Origin of the sequence: Nonomuraea jiangxiensis (genome assembly GCF_900099965.1) — a bacterium.
Taxonomy (GTDB): Bacteria; Actinomycetota; Actinomycetes; order Streptosporangiales; family Streptosporangiaceae; genus Nonomuraea; species Nonomuraea jiangxiensis.
This window is the reverse complement of sequence record NZ_FNDJ01000030.1, coordinates 79,860-97,873: the sequence shown is the minus strand read 5'-3', so window position 1 is coordinate 97,873 and position 18,014 is coordinate 79,860. Positions and strand designations below refer to the sequence as shown.

At 71.5% G+C, this 18,014-nt stretch carries 16 protein-coding genes and 1 pseudogene; 9 read left to right on the top strand and 8 right to left on the bottom strand.

What is annotated here, in order from left to right:
* Window positions 1–82: 82 nt before the first annotated feature.
* The 4 genes from BLS95_RS43910 to BLS95_RS43895 form a co-directional block, all read right to left on the bottom strand.
* Window positions 83–1,036 (bottom strand): rubrerythrin family protein, encoded by a 954-nt coding sequence (locus tag BLS95_RS43910; RefSeq protein ID WP_176993702.1) that lies wholly within the window; start codon window positions 1,034–1,036, stop codon window positions 83–85.
* A gap of 135 nt (window positions 1,037–1,171) precedes the next feature.
* Entirely contained in the window at window positions 1,172–3,355 is a 2,184-nt protein-coding gene (locus BLS95_RS43905; protein WP_090945545.1) for a xanthine dehydrogenase family protein molybdopterin-binding subunit, read from the bottom strand.
* Window positions 3,352–4,344 carry an FAD binding domain-containing protein gene (locus BLS95_RS43900; protein WP_090945544.1) on the bottom strand — a complete coding sequence of 331 codons (993 nt, stop codon included), beginning with the start codon at window positions 4,342–4,344 and terminating at the stop codon, window positions 3,352–3,354. Before BLS95_RS43900 ends, BLS95_RS43905 begins: the two co-directional genes overlap by 4 nt.
* Before the next feature lie 12 nt (window positions 4,345–4,356).
* Window positions 4,357–4,992 (bottom strand): (2Fe-2S)-binding protein, encoded by a 636-nt coding sequence (locus BLS95_RS43895; RefSeq protein WP_090945543.1) that lies wholly within the window; start codon window positions 4,990–4,992, stop codon window positions 4,357–4,359.
* 206 nt (window positions 4,993–5,198) lie between these two features.
* Here BLS95_RS43895 and BLS95_RS43890 point away from each other — a divergent pair, with 206 nt between their 5' ends.
* Both BLS95_RS43890 and BLS95_RS43885 read left to right on the top strand, forming a co-directional pair.
* The gene (locus BLS95_RS43890) at window positions 5,199–5,993 is read left to right on the top strand and encodes an ankyrin repeat domain-containing protein (protein ID WP_143044129.1); all 795 of its coding nucleotides are present in this window, start codon (window positions 5,199–5,201) and stop codon (window positions 5,991–5,993) included.
* 130 nt (window positions 5,994–6,123) lie between these two features.
* The gene (locus BLS95_RS43885) at window positions 6,124–6,801 is read left to right on the top strand and encodes a GNAT family N-acetyltransferase (protein ID WP_176993701.1); all 678 of its coding nucleotides are present in this window, start codon (window positions 6,124–6,126) and stop codon (window positions 6,799–6,801) included.
* A gap of 8 nt (window positions 6,802–6,809) precedes the next feature.
* Here the strand turns inward: BLS95_RS43885 and BLS95_RS43880 are convergent, their stop codons facing one another.
* A complete protein-coding gene (locus BLS95_RS43880; protein ID WP_245765657.1) occupies window positions 6,810–9,356 on the bottom strand; it encodes a cation-translocating P-type ATPase in 2,547 nt (848 codons plus the stop codon).
* A gap of 110 nt (window positions 9,357–9,466) precedes the next feature.
* Window positions 9,467–10,945, bottom strand: a complete 1,479-nt coding sequence (locus BLS95_RS43875) for a bifunctional aminoglycoside phosphotransferase/ATP-binding protein (protein ID WP_090945540.1) — start codon at window positions 10,943–10,945, stop codon at window positions 9,467–9,469.
* Between the two features lie 454 nt (window positions 10,946–11,399).
* On the opposite strand from BLS95_RS43875, the gene BLS95_RS43870 reads away from it, so the two are divergent.
* Together BLS95_RS43870 and BLS95_RS43865 are read left to right on the top strand one after the other, a co-directional pair.
* Window positions 11,400–11,609 carry a hypothetical protein gene (locus tag BLS95_RS43870; RefSeq protein WP_143044128.1) on the top strand — a complete coding sequence of 70 codons (210 nt, stop codon included), beginning with the start codon at window positions 11,400–11,402 and terminating at the stop codon, window positions 11,607–11,609.
* A gap of 192 nt (window positions 11,610–11,801) precedes the next feature.
* Window positions 11,802–14,393: a GNAT family N-acetyltransferase gene (locus tag BLS95_RS43865; protein ID WP_090945538.1), complete on the top strand. Its 2,592-nt coding sequence runs from the start codon at window positions 11,802–11,804 to the stop codon at window positions 14,391–14,393.
* 5 nt (window positions 14,394–14,398) lie between these two features.
* On the opposite strand, the gene BLS95_RS43860 is transcribed toward BLS95_RS43865, so the two are convergent.
* The gene (locus BLS95_RS43860) at window positions 14,399–14,734 is read right to left on the bottom strand and encodes a helix-turn-helix transcriptional regulator (RefSeq protein WP_090945537.1); all 336 of its coding nucleotides are present in this window, start codon (window positions 14,732–14,734) and stop codon (window positions 14,399–14,401) included.
* A gap of 213 nt (window positions 14,735–14,947) precedes the next feature.
* Between BLS95_RS43860 and BLS95_RS43855 the strand changes: the two genes are divergently transcribed.
* Together BLS95_RS43855 and BLS95_RS43850 are read left to right on the top strand one after the other, a co-directional pair.
* Window positions 14,948–15,322, top strand: a complete 375-nt coding sequence (locus BLS95_RS43855) for an STAS domain-containing protein (protein ID WP_090945536.1) — start codon at window positions 14,948–14,950, stop codon at window positions 15,320–15,322.
* 88 nt (window positions 15,323–15,410) lie between these two features.
* Window positions 15,411–15,773 (top strand): STAS domain-containing protein, encoded by a 363-nt coding sequence (locus tag BLS95_RS43850; RefSeq protein WP_245765656.1) that lies wholly within the window; start codon window positions 15,411–15,413, stop codon window positions 15,771–15,773.
* Window positions 15,774–15,800: 27 nt separating this feature from the next.
* On the opposite strand, the gene BLS95_RS43845 is transcribed toward BLS95_RS43850, so the two are convergent.
* The gene (locus BLS95_RS43845) at window positions 15,801–16,283 is read right to left on the bottom strand and encodes an ATP-binding protein (RefSeq protein WP_176993699.1); all 483 of its coding nucleotides are present in this window, start codon (window positions 16,281–16,283) and stop codon (window positions 15,801–15,803) included.
* Window positions 16,284–16,611: 328 nt separating this feature from the next.
* On the opposite strand from BLS95_RS43845, the pseudogene BLS95_RS43840 reads away from it, so the two are divergent.
* The 3 genes and pseudogenes from BLS95_RS43840 to BLS95_RS59350 all read left to right on the top strand — a co-directional run.
* Window positions 16,612–16,872 (top strand): annotated as a pseudogene (locus tag BLS95_RS43840) (helix-turn-helix transcriptional regulator); the annotation flags it as partial.
* 46 nt (window positions 16,873–16,918) lie between these two features.
* Window positions 16,919–17,725 (top strand): molybdate ABC transporter substrate-binding protein, encoded by an 807-nt coding sequence (modA, locus tag BLS95_RS43835; protein ID WP_176993698.1) that lies wholly within the window; start codon window positions 16,919–16,921, stop codon window positions 17,723–17,725.
* A gap of 74 nt (window positions 17,726–17,799) precedes the next feature.
* Window positions 17,800–17,931, top strand: a complete 132-nt coding sequence (locus tag BLS95_RS59350; RefSeq protein ID WP_281250105.1) for a hypothetical protein — start codon at window positions 17,800–17,802, stop codon at window positions 17,929–17,931.
* Window positions 17,932–18,014: the final 83 nt, after the last annotated feature.

The following is an 18,014-nucleotide window of genomic DNA, read 5'->3' as shown; positions in this document are numbered from 1 at the left end:
GCGATCGACGGCGTACGGATGGCCGGAGGGTGCCTGCGGCGCCCTCCGGCCCCGGTCCCCGTCCCGTGCGGGTGCGGCCCTGTCAGGGCTGCAGCCGATCCAGCGCCTGCTGGAAGGCGCGGGCGTGCCCGGCCTCGTCCTCGGCGTTGTGCGAGAACCGGTCGGCTGCCTCGGTGTCGCCCGCCGCCGTGGCACGCTTGGCGAAGGTCGGGTACATGGTCTGGGACTCGTACCGCTCGCCGGCGATGGCCGTCTTCAGATTGTCGCTGGTCGTCCCGACGAACCCGGCCAGCTTGGCCTCCTCGGCGAGGTGCTCGCGCCGTTCCACGTCGGCGTTGCCGCGGAACAGGCGCGCCACCGCGGGATCCTTGGCGTTCTCGGCGTACAGCCGGTATTTGGCGTAGGCGAGCGCCTCGCCGTGCATGGCGGTGTCCAGGTCGCGCTTGGTCTGTTCGGCGCTGACCGCCGGCGGGCCCTGCGGCACCTCCTCCGGCTTGACCTGCGGTGACGCCGGGACGGTGCCCGTGCCGGATTCGACGGCCCGAAGCGCGGTCTCGAACGCCTGCGCGTGCGTTCCCTCGTCGCGGGCGATCTCGGCGAAGCGGTCGGCCGCCTCGGTGTCGCCGGCGGCCTTGGCCTGGTCGGCGAATCCGGGATACATCGTCTGGGACTCGTAGGTCTCTCCCTTGATCGCGTCCCGCAGGTGCTCCGCGTCGCCGCGTACCAGGCCGCTGAGTGCGGCCTCCTCCTTGAAGTGCTCGCCGAACTCCACCTCGGCGGTGCGCTCGAACAGCCGGGCCACCGACGGCAGGTTCTCCCGCTGGGCCTGGGCCGCGTAGAGCAGGTAGGAGGCATTGGCGAAGGCCTCGCCGCGCATCGACTGCTCCAGGTCTTTGCGGGTCTGCGGGTTCAGTTCCTCTGCCTTTCCGGCGGGCGGGGCCGCCGGTGTGGTCGCGGCGAGCGCGCCGCCGATGGGCGTGCTCAATGCGATCGTGAACGCACCGGTGACTAGTGCGCGTGCTGAGAAGCGGACCATGTCTCGACCTCCCCGGCCGGGGTTGGGCATCCACGGCCTTGCTGGAAGGGCTTACCTGGTCAGGTAGCCGGTAACTGTCCTACGGGCAAAGCCATGCTTGCCAGGTATTCGACATACTGAAGGGTGTCGTCGCGGTCAGAGCAGGGCTTCGGCTGTGATCGGGAGTTCGCGGACGCGGCGGCCGGTGGCGTGAAAGACGGCGTTGGCGATGGCGGGCGCCACGCCGATGTGCACCACCTCGCCGAGGCCCTTGACGCCGATGGGGTCTGCCTCGGGGTCCGCGCCCTCCAGAAAGATGGCCCGCAGGTCGGGAACGTCGGCGTTCACCGGGACGAGGTAGGAGGCGAGGTCGGCATTGACGATCATGCCGTCGCGGTGGTCCGTGATCGTACGCTCCAGCAGCGCGGCGCCGATGCCGCCCACCATGCCGCCGAGCGCCTGGCTCTCGGCGAGCTTGGGACTGATGATCCGCCCCGCGTCGTAGACGCCGAGCATGCGCAGCACCCTGACCAGGCCGAGCCGGTGGTCCACGGCGACCTCGGCGAACGTCGCGCCGTAGGCGGCCGTGGAGAAGCGGGACTCCCCCGGTTCGAAGAGGCCGAGTGTTTCCAGGCGGGCGCGGCCGTGCCGGGCCAGGAGCCGCTGGTAGGTCTCGCCGCGCGCGGGGTCGGCCGTGACGTGCAGCCGGCCGGCGCTGACCGTGACGTGACGGGCGTCGACGCCGTGCAGCGGCGATCGCCGGTCCCCGACGGCCAGCTCGATCGCCTGGCGCCGCAACTTGTCGCAGCCGTCCTGGACGGCGGACCCGACGCTCGCCGTGGTCTGCGAGGCTCCGTGCGCCGGGGTCCGCGGCATGCCGGAGTCTCCGAGCCGGAACTCCACGGCCCGCACCGCCAGGCCGAGGGCGTCGGCGGCGATCTGGGTCATGGAGGTGTACGTGCCGGGGCCCATGTCGCTGGTCGCCGCCTCGACCAGCGCGGTGCCGCGCGCGTCGAGCACGACCCGGGCCTGGGCCGGGTTCCGCACGGTGCCGTGGGCGCCGGCGGCCATGCCCATGCCGATCAGCCAGTCTCCGCGGCGCGTGGACCGCGGTTCGGGGGCGCGGCGCTCCCATCCGAACTCGCGGGCGCCGACGGTGTAGCACTCGCGCAACCGCCGGGTGGAGAACGGCATCCCGTTCGACTCGTCCTCGGCCGGTTCGTTGCGCCGGCGCAGCTCGATCGGGTCGATGCCGAGCTCGTGGGCGAGTTCGTCCACCGCCGACTCGATGACGTAGGCCGCCGTGACGTGACCGGGGCCGCGCATGTACAGCGGGGTGTTCACGTCCAGCGGCACCGTCCGGTACGTCTGCCGGACGTGGGGCATGCTGTAGAGCGTCTGCCCGGCCGCGAGGACGTTCTCCCTGAAATCCTCGTACGACGAGGTCTCCGCCCTGATGTCGTGGACCATCGCGGTCAGCCGGCCGCGCCGGTCGCTGCCCAGGCGCAGGCGATACTCGTACGCGGGCCGGTAACCCGTCCCCGAGTAGAGCTGCCCGCGGGTGAGGACGAGCTTGACGGGGCGGCCCACCATGCGCGCGGCCAGAGCCGCGATGGTGACGTGCGGCCAGGCCCGCAGGCCGCTGCCGAACGCCCCGCCCACGAACGGCGAGATCACCCGCACGGCGCTCAGCTCCACGCCGAACACGGCCGCGAGCTCCCGCTGAGTGCCGACGACCCACTGGGTCTTGTCCCAGACGGTGAGCCGGCCGCCGTCCCAGCGGGCGATGGTGGCGTGCGGCTCCATCGCGTTGTGGTGGTTGCGGGCGGTGCGGTAGGTCATCTCCAGCCGTACCGCGGCGGACCCCACGGCCAGGTCGGCGTCGCCGCGCGCGTAGGTCACGGGGGCGCTCGCGGGGGCCCCGGCCAGGTCCGTGGACGGCTGTTCGGCGTCGTAGCGGACCACGACCAGGCTCGCGCCGTGCCGGGCCGCCTCCGGCGTCGTGGCCACCACGACCGCGACCGGCTGCCCCCGGAAGCGGACCCTGTCGTCCTGGAAGACGCGCAGCCGCTCGCCGGTTTCCGGGTTGTTGGAGCTCGGATTGCGGTGGTAGGCCAGTCTGGGCGCGTTGCGGTGGCTGATCACCTTCAGGACGCCGGACAGGGCCGAGGCCGCGCGGGTGTCGACGGCGGTGATGCGCCCGCGGCTCACGGTGCTGCCGACGATGACGGCGTGCACGACCCCGTCGGCGGGGTGGTCGGCGGCGTACTTCGCCTGTCCGGTCACCTTCAGGCGCCCGTCCACCCGGGACAGCGGCGCCCCGACGGCTCGCCGGCTCATGCTGTGCCTCCTGCGAGATCCCCCACGACGCGCAGTTGGCGTTCGACGGTGCGCTTGAGCAGTTCGATTTTGAACCTGTTGTGTTCGAGCGGGCGAGCCCCGTCGGCCGCCCGCTCGGCGGCCTCGGCCCACAGCGCCTGTGATGGCCGTTCGCCGATGAGGAGGCGTTCGACGGCAGGCAGCTTCCACGGCACGGTGCCGACGCCTCCGGCGGCCACCTTCGCCTGGTGGATCACCCCGTCGCGCAGGTGCAGCGCGACCGCCGCCGAGGTCAGCGCGAACTCGTACGACTGCCGGTCGCGTACCTTGAGATACCCGGACCGGAGCGGGCGCGGATGGGCCGGGATCTCGACGGCGGTGATCAGCTCCCCTGGACGCGCGGCCTGTTCCCGCTGCGGGGTGCCGCCCGGCGGCAGCAGGAAGTCGGCCAGGGCGACGCTGCGCTCCCCGTCCGGGCCCAGCAGGTGGACGTTCGCCTCCAGCGCCGCGAACGCCACGGCGACGTCCGAGGGATGTGTGGCGGCGCAGTGCTCGGAGGCGCCGAGGATCGCATGGGCGCGGTTGAACCCGCCCAGCGCCGCGCACCCCGCGCCGGGTTCGCGCTTGTTGCAGGCCGCCGTCACGTCGCGGAAGTAGGGGCATCGGGTGCGCTGCATGATGTTGCCGCCGATGGTGGCCATGTTGCGGAGCTGGGCGGAGGCGCTCGACTCCAGTGCCTGCGAGATGACGGGAAAGGCGGCGCGTACCGAGGGGTGGGCGGCGGCCTCGGCCATCCGTACCAGTGCGCCGATGCGCAGCCCCCCGCCCGCCGTGGCGGTGATCTCACCCAGCGGCAGGGCACTGATGTCGACCAGGACGGAGGGACGCTCGACGCTCTCGCGCATCAGGTCGACCAGCATGGTGCCACCCGCGAGATAGCGTCCGCCACGACGCCCGGCGGCGAGCGCGCCGGCGAGGTCGGAGACCTTGGTGTAGGAGAAAGGATGCATCGGAGCCGGATCTCACGTCGTCCCGGCGGCCTGCTCGACCGCTTTGACGATGTTCACGTAGCAGCCGCAGCGGCAGATGTTCCCGCTCATCCACTCCCGGATCTCCCCCGGCGAGCGCGTGTGACCCTCCTGGATGCAGCCGATGCCGGACATGATCTGGCCAGGGGTGCAGTAGCCGCACTGGAAGGCGTCCTGCTCGATGAACGCCTGCTGCAACGGGTGCAGTTCGTCGTCCCCGCCCGGGGCGAGCCCTTCGATGGTGGTGACCTCGGCGCCCTCCAGCCGCACCGCCAGCGTCAGGCAGGCGTTGACCCGGCGGCCGTCCACCAGGACGGTGCACGCCCCGCAGGCGCCGGCATCGCAGCCCTTCTTGGTGCCCGTGAGCCCGAACCGCTCGCGTAGCAGGTCCAGCAGCGAGGTGCGGTTGTCGATCGTCGCGGTGCGCCCCTCGCCGTTGACGACCAGCGAGACGCGACCGCTGACCGGCGCCCCGGTCGCCTGCGGAGACGGCTCCGGCACCACATCGCTCGCCACGGCCACCCCGCCGACGGTCACCGCGGTCGCCGTCGCGATGAACGTACGCCGGGAGAACAGCGAGGCGGGCTCCGCCCCGAGCGGAACACGGGAGCCCGGCGGTTCGGAGGCCATGTGCACCCCTCTCGATGCGGCGAAGGACGAGCATTCTCTCACGGCGGCTACCCATAAAACCGCTGGTTAACGGCTTGCGGCAGGGAACCCGCCGAACACCCGCATACGTTCGCCGGGCATTGTCCTGATACCGGCGAAGGAAAGCTGTCGGTCGTGTACGCCATCATCGACGGCGTTCATCCCGTACGTCCCCTCAAGGAGTGAGCATGATGGCCACCGGCGGCACGACCTGGTCCGGCATCGGCCGGAACGGCTGGTCCGACCTCCGCCTGATCCGCCGCCACCTCGACGCCGGCGCGGACACCCACGCGGGCGTCCTCGCCCTGCTGGCCGCCGGTGCCGACCCGTGGCGGCCGATGATGTCCGGCTGGACGCCCGGACGGCTCAGCCTGGCCACCCCCACTCCCGGCCGCTTCGGCCTCCCGCCGGGACGACCCGGTCTGTCCACCGCCGAGACCGCGGCCGTGGCGGAGGCCAGGCGCCTGATCGACGCGCTGGGCGAACTGGAGTACGAGGGGCTGGGCCTGGTGTGTGTCGCCGGGATCAGCATGGCCGAGGCCGTACGGCGGCTGGAGGCCGAGCAGGCGTACGAGGACGGCGCCGAAGATCTGTGGTCCAGCATGGATTCCCGCACCACCGTCGGCATCACCGAAGTGCCCGGCGGATGCGTTGTCAGCCAGCCATGGGGGTCGCTCCCGTGCGGCAACCGCGTCCTGGAGCGCCTGTCGGCCGGCACCGTCTGCCACGCGCTGTACGCCAACCCCCGCAGCGGCAACCAGGGAAGCGTCGCCCGCGACGGCGTCATCGAGCGACGGGACACGCACCCGGGCGGCGGCATCGTCTCTCCGGACGGCTCCGCCGAGGACATCCTCGCCGCCTACCTCTATCAAGGCCAGGCCGTGGCCTACTGCTGCGCCGCCGCGGGACTGCGCATGACCAGCGGCCGGGCGATCACCGGGATGCCCGACGACTGGATGCGAGTCCCCGTACACCTGCGCTGATCACCGGCATCCGCAGGAACGACATAAGCGGCGCTTCATGGCATCCCAAGAAGTATTAAATGGATCAAATCGATCATTGGTGGCAGGGTCGGGAGGGGTTCACCTTGTGCGCCTCTTCAACAGGAGATCCATGAACACGACGGCCCATGGCGGCACCCCGCCAAAACTGCTGTTGCCCTTCGACCTCGCCGCGCTGGACGTATCCCCCATCCGGACCGCTCGCCTCGTCCTTCGGCCGATCCGCGCGCGGGACGCCGACGACATCCATGCCTACCAGCGGCTGCCGGAGGTCGTGGCCTACCTGCCCTGGCCCCTGCGCGACCGGGAAGCCAGCCATGAGCACACCGAGCTGCGCACGAAGCAGCGCGCCCTGGCCGCCGACGGGGACGGGGTGGCCCTGGCGATCGTGCTGCCCGGCGAACCGGGCATCGGCGGCGGAGGGGAGGGCCGGGTCATCGGCGATCTCACCCTCATCCTCACCAGTGCCGCCCACGCCCAGGTCGCGGTGGGGTGGGTCCTGCACCCGGACTTCCAGGGACAGGGGTATGCCCGTGAGGCGGCCACCGCACTTCTCGACCTCGCCACGGGCCTTGGCGCACACCGGATCGCCGCGTCGGTGGACACGGCCAACGAGCCGTCCCAGGCTCTCTGCGAACGACTCGGCCTGCGCAAAGAAGCGACGTTCCATCATGACCGCCACGACGGGACAGGCTGGCGCGACACCGTGATCTACGCCCTCACCGATGCCGAATGGCTCGCCCGCCGAACTCCCGGGGCGGACACCACCGCACCCCCGGGCGCGCACTGAGACGGGCCTCAGCACGCCAAGGTTCGCGGTCGAGGACCATGCCCGTCCCGCGCCGGTGGATCGGGGTCGCGGTGCAGGATCCGGTCCAGTCGGGCGGCGGCGTAGCCGAGGACCGACAGGGCGGCCACGATGAGCAGGTCACCGGCGGGCAGCGGCCGGGTGCCGAGCAACTCGCGCAGCGGCGGCACGTACAGGCCCGCGAGCTGCAGAACGAGCGCCCCCGCCACGGCGATCAGCAGCATGGGGTTGGCCGACGAGCCGGGCCGGGCGCGCGAGCCGAGCGCCACGCCGAGCTGGGTGGCGCCCAGGGCGAAGAAGGCCATGCTCTGCCACGGGCGTCCGGTGTGCGCAGCCCACACGGCGACGCCGAGGGTCACGGCGGTCAGGACGACGGCGATGCGGACGACCCGCTGCCACAGGCCCGCCCGCAGGATGCTCTGGTCCGGCGGGCGGGGTGGGCGGCTCATCGCGGCCGGGTCGGCGGGCTCGCCGCCGAGGGCCACGCCGGGCAGGCCGTGGGTGAGCAGGTTGATCCACAGGATCTGGGCGGGCAGCAGCGGCAGCGCGAGCCCGAACAGCGGGCCGAGCAGCATGACGGCGATCTCGGCGGCGCCGCCGGACAGGCCGTAGACGAGGAAGCGGCGGATGTTGGCGTACACGCGCCGGCCCTCCTCGACGGCGGCCACGACGGTGTCCAGGTTGTCGTCGGCCAGGACCAGGTCGGCGGCCTGGCGGGCGACCTCGGTGCCGCGCCCGCCCATGGCCACGCCGATGTCGGCGCGTCGCAGGGCCGGGCCGTCGTTGACGCCGTCACCGGTCATCGCCACCACGTCGCCGTCGGCGCGCATGCGTTCGATGAGGTGGAGTTTCTGCTCGGGGGTGGCCCGCGCGTAGACGGCCGTCCCGTCCAGGGACGGCACAGTACGGCAATCCGTGATCGCGGCGCCGGGGGCGATGATGCCGAGCTCGGTGGCGATGGCGCGGGCCGTGCCCGGATGGTCTCCCGAGATGAGCACCGGCCGGATCCCGGCCCGGAGACAGGCGGCCACGGCTCCGGCGGCGGCCTGGCGTGGCGGATCGAGGATGGCGACCAGCCCGAGCAGGCTCAGCCCGCTCTCCGGCACCTCCCCGGGCGTGGCCGCGAGGTCGGTCTGGGCGATGGCCAGCACCCGGTAGCCCGCCTGGGCGAATCGCTCGGCCTGTTCGGCGGCCCGGGTACGGAGTGCGGGGTCGTCCGCGAGCACCGCCGGACGCAGCAGGGACTCCGGCGCGCCCTTGCAGACCGCTCTGGCTCGGCCATCGGGCAGCCGGTGCAGGGTGCTCATGCGCTTGCGGGCGCTGTCGAAGGGGTGTTCGGCCAGGCGCGGGTAGCGGTGGTCCAAATCGGCGCGATCGAGGCCGAGTTTGGCAGCGGCGGCCAGCAGGGCGGCCTCGGTGGGGTCACCGAGGGCCTGCCACCGGCCGTCCTCGCCATGCGGGAGCCGGGCGTCGTTGCACAGGGCGCCGCCGGTAAGCAGGTCGGCGAACGCTTCGGGCGGGCCGCCCTCAAGCCGTCCGCAGGGGGCGTATCCGGTGCCGGTGAGCGTGGCCTGGGCGGTGGGGGTCCACAGGTGGCGGACGACCATGCGGCCTTCGGTCAGCGTTCCGGTCTTGTCGGTGGCCAGGACCGTGACCGAGCCGAGCGTCTCGACGGCGTGCAGGCGGCGTACGAGGGCGTGGCGGGCGGCCATCCGCCGGGCGCCCAGCGCCAGGCTCAGGGTGACCACGGCCGGCAGCGACTCGGGCACGGCCGCCACCACCAGGCTGATCGCGGTCACCACCATCAGCTCGACCGGCTGGCCCCGTACCAGCCCGAGAGCCCCGACCACGACGCACAGGAACACGGTGACCGCCGCCAGCAGCCGCCCCACCCCGACCAGGCGCCGTTGCAGCGGCGTCAGGCCGGGGCCCGTCGCCATCAACGCGGCGATGCGCCCGGCCGAGCCGGCCGAGCCGGTCGCCGTGACCTCGGCCCGGCCACGCCCGCGTACCACGACCGTGCCGGCCGACACCTGCTCGCCGGGGCCCTTGTCCACCGAGATCGACTCGCCGGTCAGTGCCGATTCGTCCACCAGCAGCGCCGCCGCCTCTCTCACGCGGGCGTCGGCCGGCACGATGTCGCCCTCGGCAAGCACCAGCAGGTCGCCGACCACCACGCCGGCCGCCGGGATCCGCCGCTGCGCGCCGTCCCGGACGACCCTGGCCACGGGCGCGGTGAGCTCGTTCAGCGCGGTGATCGCCCGGTCGGCGCGTACCTCCTGCGCCACGCCGACGCTCGTGTTGACCACGATCACCAGCAGGATCACGACCATGTCCGCCCAGTCGCCGGTGAGCGCGGTCAGTGCCGTGGCCACCAGCAGCACGATGATCAGCGGATCACGGATCTGCCCGGCCACGCGGCGCCACACCGGCACCGGCGGGCGGCCCGGCAGGAGATTCGGACCGTCCTGTTCGAGCCGCGCGGCCGCCTGCTCGGATGACAACCCCGGCCGGAGAACGGCCTCAGGCTCGCCCATCTCCTCCTCCATCTTCGCTGGTCACCGGCTTGTTCCCAGGGTCGAAGGTCTCGGCGAGCGGCTCGTGTCGGCCTACGCGGCCCCGTTAGTCGTCGGTGGCGGGCGCACGTTCAGTCGGACGCCGGTTGTGGTCTACGGAAGCGCCACGACACGTCGAGGTGGGGAGGGTGAACGGCGGCCAGCGCGCAGGGCAGCGCCTTCCCCGGCGACTCTCCCGTGTCGATCTCGGTCACGCCCGGCCACGGTGCCATGGCCGCGGTCATGGCGGCGGCGACGCTCTCGTCCGCATCGGAGAGTCCCGGCTCGCGGGCGGCCGGCCGCTCAGCGGCGGCCTGCGGAATGACCGTGCACCGCAAGCCGACCAGGCGGCTGAAGGTCCGGGCGGCCATGGCCTCGGCCGCCGCCCGGTGCCGCTGGTCGGCCCAGGAGGCGTCCAGCACCACCGACTCGCCGTGGCCGAGGAGGCGCTCGGCGCGCGACAGCAGCTCGGCGTAGGTCCGGTCGGTGTGCTCGGGCGTGTGGATCTCCGGCGGGCACGGCGTGCTCGCGGGCTGCTTCGGGTCGAGACCGGCGAGCTCCCTCCTGATGCGATCGCTGCCCAGCAGCGTGTAGCCGAGCCTGTCGGCCAGCGTGCCACCGAGCATCGACTTGCCGCTTCCCGGCGGGCCGCCGGTCAGGACCACGGTGACCGTTCCCGCGCGGAGGTGGTGGAGCGAGAGCTCGGCCAGCCGCCGCGCCTGCCAGCCGGCGTCCGCGTCGCCCTGCCGGTGCCGCAGGCAGGCGGCCTTGGCGCGGACGAAGGCCCGGTAGGCGACGTAGTGGTGCCACAGCGCCGTCGGCGCGGGATCTCCGCTGAACTCGACATACCAGTGCAGGAACAGCTCGGCCAGCCGCGGCGCTCCCAGGCGTTCCAGGTCCATGGCGAGGAAGGCGGCGTCGTCCACCCCGTCGACGAAGCGCAGACGCTCGTCGAACTCCAGGCAGTCCAGGATGCGCGGCCCGTCGTCCAGGCAGAAGATGTCCTCGGCCAGCAGGTCGCCATGCCCGTCCACGATGCGGCCGGCCGCGATGCGGGCCTGGAACAGGGAGTGCCTGCCGTGCAGGAAGTCCCGCACGTGCTGCTCGATCTCCTCCAGCGCGCCCGGCTCGATCGCGGCGCCGGGCAGGCCGCGCACCTGCGCGAAACCGGCGCTCCACCGGGCCCGCAGCGCCTGCGGCCCGCCCTCCCTGTCGATCTCGGGGCCGTGACCGCTCTTCGCGTGCAGCCCCGCCACCCGGCGCGCGATCTCGCGTAGCGGCTCCTCCACCGGCTTCCCCAGGTGGACCAGCGTCGCCAGGCGCCGCTCGGGCGGCATGCGGCGCATCACCACGAGGTGATCGCGGACCGCGCCGTCCGGACCGTGCACGTCGGCCACGCCTTCGTACACGTCGGGGGCGAGCCTGCGGTTGAGCTCCACTTCCCGGTGGCACGCGGCGCGGCGCGCAAGCGGGGTGCCGTAGTCGAGGCATACCGGTTTCTTCAGCTTGTAGGCATGTTCGCCGAGCAGGAACACCACGGCGGCATATGTCTCCGTGACCTGGGCGTACATAGCGTCACCTCCTACGTCCAGTCCAGGCCTGCTCACCGGCCGTCACCAGGGCCGAAAGGCCCTGGATCGCAGGACATCGGTCGGTGGGCGGGGTCGGCGCGGGGTGACGTCAGCGGAGTCGCGTATTTGACCAACCCAGCGAAAAGGCGCGGGATTTCCTATGAAGCGGACCGGATATTACAGACCGCACAGGATAATCACGACTGCCATCAAGGTAGGAAATCATGCGCAAGATGATCATAGCGACCGTTGCCGTCGCCGCCGCCGTCGCGCTTCTGGTGACGGGGTCAATGGCCCTTCGGGGCGGCTCGCGTCCGCGTAAAGCGCGCTCTTGACGCCAAACCGAACGCCGGCCACCATGTTCGCCTTCTGTTGCAGCCGGGCGAGGCGCGGTCGATGGACGCGGTTCGCTCTGCCCCTTCGCCGGCTCGCCGGCCGCTTGCGCGATTCCGCCATGTTTGTCTGGGCGCGGCTCGAAGCCATCGCGGGCCGCCACCGTTGCAGCGTACGGACCGCCATCCGGACCGATGCCGCCATCACCAGGCACCAGCGGCGCGTCCTGATCGACGTCTACGAGTCCTTTCTCAGGCAGGGCCTCCCGACCGGTACGCCCCTGGGCATGGCGCGCTCCACGGTGGACGCCCACGCAGGCCGGCAGGTGTAGCGCAGGCCGCACGGCCGCCGACCCTCGCGCTCATGCCCGGGCCGCTCCCGCTCCCGCGGCTCGGTGGGCAGGGACCTTCGGCCCGGAGGCGAGGGTCGTCCGGCCCTGTCCGCCCACCGGCTCGTCCACCAGTCTTGTCGCTGGAATCGGGGTTCCGGACCCGCGCGGCACATGACGAACGGGAGACGCGCCGTGGCCGAGGCATGTGATGTCCTGCTACGTGACGGCGGGATCGCCCACCTACGCCCGCTACGCCCCGCGGATCGCGAAGCCCTGCACGAACTGGTCGAGCGCTCGTCGGAGCGTTCGGCCTATCTGCGGTTCTTCACCGGTGGCCGCGCCACCGCCCACGCCCATGTCGATCGCATCACCGGTGACCGGTACGACGGCCGCGCGCTGGTGGCCGGGCTGCGCGATCGGCTGGTCGCGGTGGCCGAGTACGTCCCCTTCGACAACGGCCGCGCCGACCTGGGCATTCTGCTGGACGACGCCGTGCACGGGCACGGCCTGGGCACGCTGATGCTGGAGCACCTGGCCGTGGATGCCGCCGAGCACGGCGTACGCGAGTTGGTGGCCGAGGTGCTGGCCGAGAACCAGCCGATGATCAAGGTGCTGCGCGACCTCGGGCTGACGGTGCACCAGCGCTTCGAGAGCGGAACCCTGCACGTCAGCATCGCCGCCGAGCCCACGCCCGGCCTCCTGGCGGCCATCGAGGCACGCGACCACGAGGCGGGGCGGGCGTCGCTGGCCAGAGTGCTGGCGCCGCGCTCGGTGGCGGTGATCGGCGCGAGCCGGAACGAGGCGGCGGTCGGGCACAAGGTCCTGCGCAACCTCATCGACGGCGGCTTCTGCGGGCCGATCCATCCCGTCAACCCCTACGCCACCGAGATCGCCGGACTGGCCTGCCACGCGACGGTACCCGACGGCGTGGACCTGGTGGTGGTGGCGGTGCCCGCGCGGCAGGTCCTTCAGGTGGCGCGTGACTGCGCGGCGGCGGGAGTGGCCGGGCTGGTGGTGCTGTCGTCGGGATTCGCCGAAGCCGGGCAGGCCGGCTTGGAGTCACAGTTGCTGATGATCTGCCGGACCGCCGGGATGCGACTGATCGGACCGAACTGCCTGGGCGTGATCAATACGAGCGCCTGGCTCAACGCCAGCTTCCTGCCGCACTGTCCCGTCCGCGGGTGTGTGGCGTTGATGTCCCAGTCGGGCGCCGTGGGCGCGGCGCTGCTGGAACGCCTGGACGTCTCGTCGTTCGTCTCGGTCGGCAACAAGGCCGACGTCAGCGGGAACGACCTGCTCGAATACTGGGAGGACGACGACGACACCGACGTGATCGCACTGTATCTGGAGTCGTTCGGCAACCCGCGCAAGTTCGCCCGTATCGCCCGCCGGGTCGGCAGGCGCAAGCCCGTGTTGCTGGTCAAGAGCGGCCGCGGCGAATCGGGGGGCCGGGCGGTGCGCTCGCACACCGCCGCCGCGGCGACCCCCGACGTCGCGGTGGACGCGCTCACCCGTGCCGCCGGCGTCATCCGGCTGGACAGCGTCCACGAGTTGATCGACACCGCGAAGCTCCTGGCCCAGCAGCCCCTGCCCAACGGCCGCCGGGTGGCCATCGTCGGCAACTCGGGCGGCCCCCAGGCGATGGCCGCCGACGCCTGCGAGCAGCATGGCCTGACAGTGCCCGAACTGCCGCCCGGGCTGCTGACCGCCAGGGCCGCCGCCGCGCTCGGCAACCCGGTGGACCTGACCGCCGACGCCACCGCCACCGAGATCGGCGTCGCCGTCGAGGCCCTCGCGGCCTGTCCGGACGTCGATGCGGTCCTCATCGTCTACACCCCTCCGTTCGGTGACGGCCTGGAGGAGACCTGCCGGGCCATCGCCGGGGCCACGAAGACGGCGGCCAAGACGGTGCTGGCCTGCGTCGCCGGACACGACGACGTCATTGACGGCCGCGTGCCCACCTACGCCTTCCCCGAGCAGGCCGTACGGGCGCTGGCCCAGGTGGTGCATTACGCTGAATGGCGCCGTCTGCCCGGCAGGCCCGTTCCCGTCCCGCCGAGGGTCGAGGAGGGAAGGGCACGCGAGATCGTACAGGCATGGCTCAAGGCCCACCCGGACGGCGGCTGGCTCTCCCCCGCCGACACCGGCCGGCTGCTCGGCTGCTACGGAGTGACGCCGGTGGAGTCCATCGAGGTGGACGGGCCCGAGGGCGCCGCCGCGGCCGCCGAGCGGCTCGGACTGCCCGTCGTGCTCAAGGCCACGGGTCCCGTGCACAAGAGCGACGTCGGCGGTGTCCGGCTCAACCTTGCGACCCCGGACGAGGTACGGCGGGCCTACCTCGACATGGCGGCGCGGCTGGGCCCGGAGATGACCGGCGCGATCGTCCAGCGCATGCTGTCCGGCGGTGTGGAGATCATCATCGGGGGCGTCAACTATCCGGCGTTCGGACCGCTGGTCATGGTCGGAGCGGGCGGGGTGCCGGCCGACCTGCTGGCCGACCGCGCCTTCCGGGTGCCTCCCATCACCGACGCCCTCGACATGGTCGGCGAACTGCGCTGCGCCCCGCTGCTGCACGGCTACCGCGGCTCTCCGCCGGTCGACCTCTCCGCTCTGGTGGATCAGGTCGTACGCGTCGGCCGGTTGCTCGATGACCTCCCGCAGGTGGCCGAACTCGACCTCAACCCGATCATCGTCACCCCGGAAGGCGCGGCCACGGTGGATGCCCGGATCAGGGTGGCGCCCTGTGAGAAGCCACCGTCACCACTGCTGCGGCGGCTGCGCTGACCCCATCAGGTCCGTTCGCTCTCTTCGGCCGGTTGGTGGTGCAGGTCGCGGTCCTCGAACATGCTGATCAGCAGGCGTACGGGCAGGCCGGCTTCAGTCGGGTAGCGGAAGTGCTGGTCGAGATTGAGGCTGTAGCGGTTGCGGCGGCCGATTCGTTCCCGCGTCACGTAGTCGGCCTGGTAAAGGTCGGTCACGATGCTCTGCACGGCCCGCTCGGTGATGCCGATGCTGGCGGCGATGTCACGCAGCCGCGCCTCGGGATCGCGGGCCAACTCCACCAGGACGCGCGCGTGATGGGTGAGGAAGGTCCAGGTAGAGGAACGTTCTTCGGATGAGTTCACGCTCTTGTCGCCTTCTCCGCTTCGAAGCCTCTCGGCTTCCGTGGCGGACGGATCCTGCCCGCCCGAAGATCCTATGACGAATTTCCTTTCCTGTAACCGTCTTCAGCTTTACTCTTATGGTGGAAGTTCGACGTCCCCGCGGTCAGCCCAGGCCGCCGCCGAGGATCCACAGTCCACCACGCCCTCCAGCTGAACAGGACGATCCAAAGCGCCATGTCTCCCCTGAACCTGAAGTCCCAGCCGCTACCCGCCGGTGTGCTCATCACGGTGACGGGCGAAATCGACAAGACGAACACCGAACAGCTCGAGACCCAGATCGGCCTCAGCCACCGGCACGGCCAGCCGCTGGTGCTCGACCTGAGCGGCACGACCTTCATGGACAGCCGTGGGCTCCACCTCCTGCTGCGCCTGCACGCCAGACTGTGCGAGCAGGCCATGTCCCTGCACCTGGCGGCCGTCCACAGCACACCCGCCCGGCTCATGAGCATCACCGGCGTAGACGATCTGTTCGCCGTCCACCCCACCCCGGCAGCAGCCATGGCCGCGGCCCTCAGTGAGCACGGGATCCGCAACGGAGAAGCCGAGTGAACCGCCGAGGCGCCTGAAGCCGCGGGCGCGGGCCACCGCGGACAGCAGACGACCGAGTAGTTCCCTCAAGCCGAGTCAGGATGCCCTTGTGATCACGTGGGACAGCGAAAACCCCCCGACAGCGACGCTGAGCCTGACCTCCACCAACGTGGACGACATCGCCGTCATCACGATCGACGGTTTCCTCGACGCCACCACCCGCGAGCAGTTCGCCGGCCTCCTCGCGCAGGCGGGCCCGGCCCTGATCCTCGACCTGGGCGGAGTCACCTTCATGGACTCACGCGCCCTCGGCCTGATCGTGCACCACTGGCAGACCACCCGCGCATCCGGCGGCAAGTTCGCCTTGATCGGCGCTGACTACTCGCGCTCCAAAGTCATGTGGATCACCGGCCTCGCCAAGCACCTCCCTCTCTACGACACTCTGGAGGACGCCCTCGCCGCCCTCGCCTGAGGACGGCAGCGAGCCGGATGAGGTCGGTCAACCGGGGTGAACGGCCGACGAAACGCACATCGACAGGCTCAGCCGGGAGCCGTGGCCGGTCTGGTCGAGCCGGACCTTGTCACACAGGCGCTGGATGACCCACAGCCCGAACCCATGCGAAGCCGTGGGATCGACCTGGGCCGAACGGAGATGGTCGGCCGACAACACCCCGGCGACATCCGTCACCTCTACCGTCACGACACCCGGGCAGACACGAACGGTGACCGTACCGTCCCCGCCGCCATGGTCGAGCACATTCGTGACCGCTTCGTTGACCGCGATTACCAGATCCTCTAACCGCTCTCCCTTCAGACCACCATGGCGGGCGTGGCTCCGCACCATGCCCCGGATTCCTTCAAGATCGGCGCTGATCCGACAGCGCAGCACTCGTTCCCCAGTCATCGCCTTCGCCAGTCCGCCCCGGCGATCGTTGCGATCGCGCGCGCAAACGTCTTCCTGGCTAACCTCCAGCAAGGCCATCAAACCAGCCATGCCGGATGGGGCCACAGGTTCTCGCTTCACGAACCGCGAACGCCTCCGGCAGCGCCCGGCGTTCGGCGGACGTGGACGGTGTGCTGCGGCAGAGCGCGCAGTCGCGCCATGGTGAACGAACGGGGATGGCCGACCTCGCCACGTACCTTGACCGCGCTGGGGGCGGTCCGCTGTGCGGAGGCGGCGGTGGCCGCGGTGGCGAGTGCGGACGTGGCGGCGATCTCTTGGATGCCATGCCAGGACGGTAGATCATGCCGCTACTGCGGCGGAAGGCGGGTATTCATCCTCGAAAGTGCGGCAGGTATGGTGAGGGCTTGTGACGACGTTTCGGATCAGCGAGGCCGCGGCGCTGCTCGGGGTCAGTGCCGACACCGTCCGCCGGTGGGCGGACGCCGGCCGGCTGGGAGCCGAGCGGGACGAGCACGGACATCGGCAGGTGAACGGCGCCGACCTGGCCGCCTTCGCCCGCTCGCAGATCGAGGAGCACGACGGCGGTGGTCGTTCCTCGGCGCGTAACCGATTTCGCGGCATTGTCACCGAGGTGATCCGCGATGCGGTGATGGCGCAGGTGGAGATCCCCGGCCACGAGCCCGTGGCCGGTTACTTGTGAGGAGCCCCCCTTGGTGTTCAGGCGTATATCCCGATGGGCGATCGCCCTGCCCGTCGCACTCGCGCTGGCGGGCGTGTCCGGTTGCGGCTCCGGAGAACCGGCCACGTCCACGACCTCCGCTTCGTCCTCGGCGTCCGCCGCGGGGGGCGCCAAGGAGGTGACGGTGTTCGCGGCGGCGTCGCTGACGGAGACGTTCACCGAGCTCGGCAGGACCTTCGAGGCCGCCCATCCGGGCACGACGGTGAGGTTCAACTTCGGCTCCAGCGCCACGCTGGCCCAGCAGATCACGCAGGGGGCGCCGGCCGACGTCTTCGCCGCCGCCAGCCCGGCCACCATGAAGACCGTCACCGACGCGTCGCTGGCTTCTTCGCCGACCACGTTCGTGCGGAACAAGCTGCAGATCGCGGTGCCCGCGGACAACCCGGCCAAGGTGGACGACCTGAAGGATCTGACCGATCCGAAGGTGAAGGTGGCGCTCTGCGCCGAGCAGGTGCCGTGCGGGGCGGCGGCGGTCAAGGCGCTGGACGCGGCCAAGCTGGAGGTCAAGCCGGTCACGCTGGAGCAGGACGTCAAGGCCACGCTGACCAAGGTGGAGCTGGGCGAGGTGGACGCGGCGCTGGTCTACAAGACCGACGTGATCGCCTCCGGCGGCAAGGTGCAGGGCATCGCGTTCCCCGAGGCGGACCAGGCGATCAACGACTACCCGATCGCCACCCTGGCCAAGGCCCCCGCCGGTGACACCGCCAAGCAGTTCGTGGACCTGGTGCTGTCGCAGCAGAGCAAGGACGTGCTGACCAAGGCCGGTTTCGAATCCCCCTGATAGCGGATGAGATCGTCCGCGCCGTAACGGTTCGACCCGGCGGGGCCGCGTGACGGCCCCGCCGGGCGGCCGGCGTGGATACCGGTCGCGCCCGCGCCGGCCGGGCCGCCGTTCCTGGCGCTGCCGGCTCGTCCGCCTACCTCCTCGTCGATCACACCGACGAGGAGCGGTTGTGCTACTACCGCCTGCTGGACGAGCTTCTCTGAGCCGGGGCGGCGACCATGCCCCAGACCTGATGGGCCGGGCGTGCGGAGGCAACACCCGCCCGGCCCATTGTGGGCTGTCGTGA

Coding starts and splice junctions, on each gene's coding strand:
- BLS95_RS43905 (WP_090945545.1), bottom strand. CDS start 3,355: ATGAGCCGGCGAGCCGTCGGGGCGCCGCTGTCCCGGGTGGACGGGCGC.
- BLS95_RS43895 (WP_090945543.1), bottom strand. CDS start 4,992: ATGGCCTCCGAACCGCCGGGCTCCCGTGTTCCGCTCGGGGCGGAGCCC.
- BLS95_RS43885 (WP_176993701.1), top strand. CDS start 6,124: ATGAACACGACGGCCCATGGCGGCACCCCGCCAAAACTGCTGTTGCCC.
- BLS95_RS43870 (WP_143044128.1), top strand. CDS start 11,400: ATGTTTGTCTGGGCGCGGCTCGAAGCCATCGCGGGCCGCCACCGTTGC.
- BLS95_RS43890 (WP_143044129.1), top strand. CDS start 5,199: ATGATGGCCACCGGCGGCACGACCTGGTCCGGCATCGGCCGGAACGGC.
- BLS95_RS43855 (WP_090945536.1), top strand. CDS start 14,948: ATGTCTCCCCTGAACCTGAAGTCCCAGCCGCTACCCGCCGGTGTGCTC.
- BLS95_RS43875 (WP_090945540.1), bottom strand. CDS start 10,945: ATGTACGCCCAGGTCACGGAGACATATGCCGCCGTGGTGTTCCTGCTC.
- BLS95_RS43910 (WP_176993702.1), bottom strand. CDS start 1,036: ATGGTCCGCTTCTCAGCACGCGCACTAGTCACCGGTGCGTTCACGATC.
- BLS95_RS43880 (WP_245765657.1), bottom strand. CDS start 9,356: ATGGGCGAGCCTGAGGCCGTTCTCCGGCCGGGGTTGTCATCCGAGCAG.
- BLS95_RS43900 (WP_090945544.1), bottom strand. CDS start 4,344: ATGCATCCTTTCTCCTACACCAAGGTCTCCGACCTCGCCGGCGCGCTC.
- BLS95_RS43845 (WP_176993699.1), bottom strand. CDS start 16,283: ATGGCCTTGCTGGAGGTTAGCCAGGAAGACGTTTGCGCGCGCGATCGC.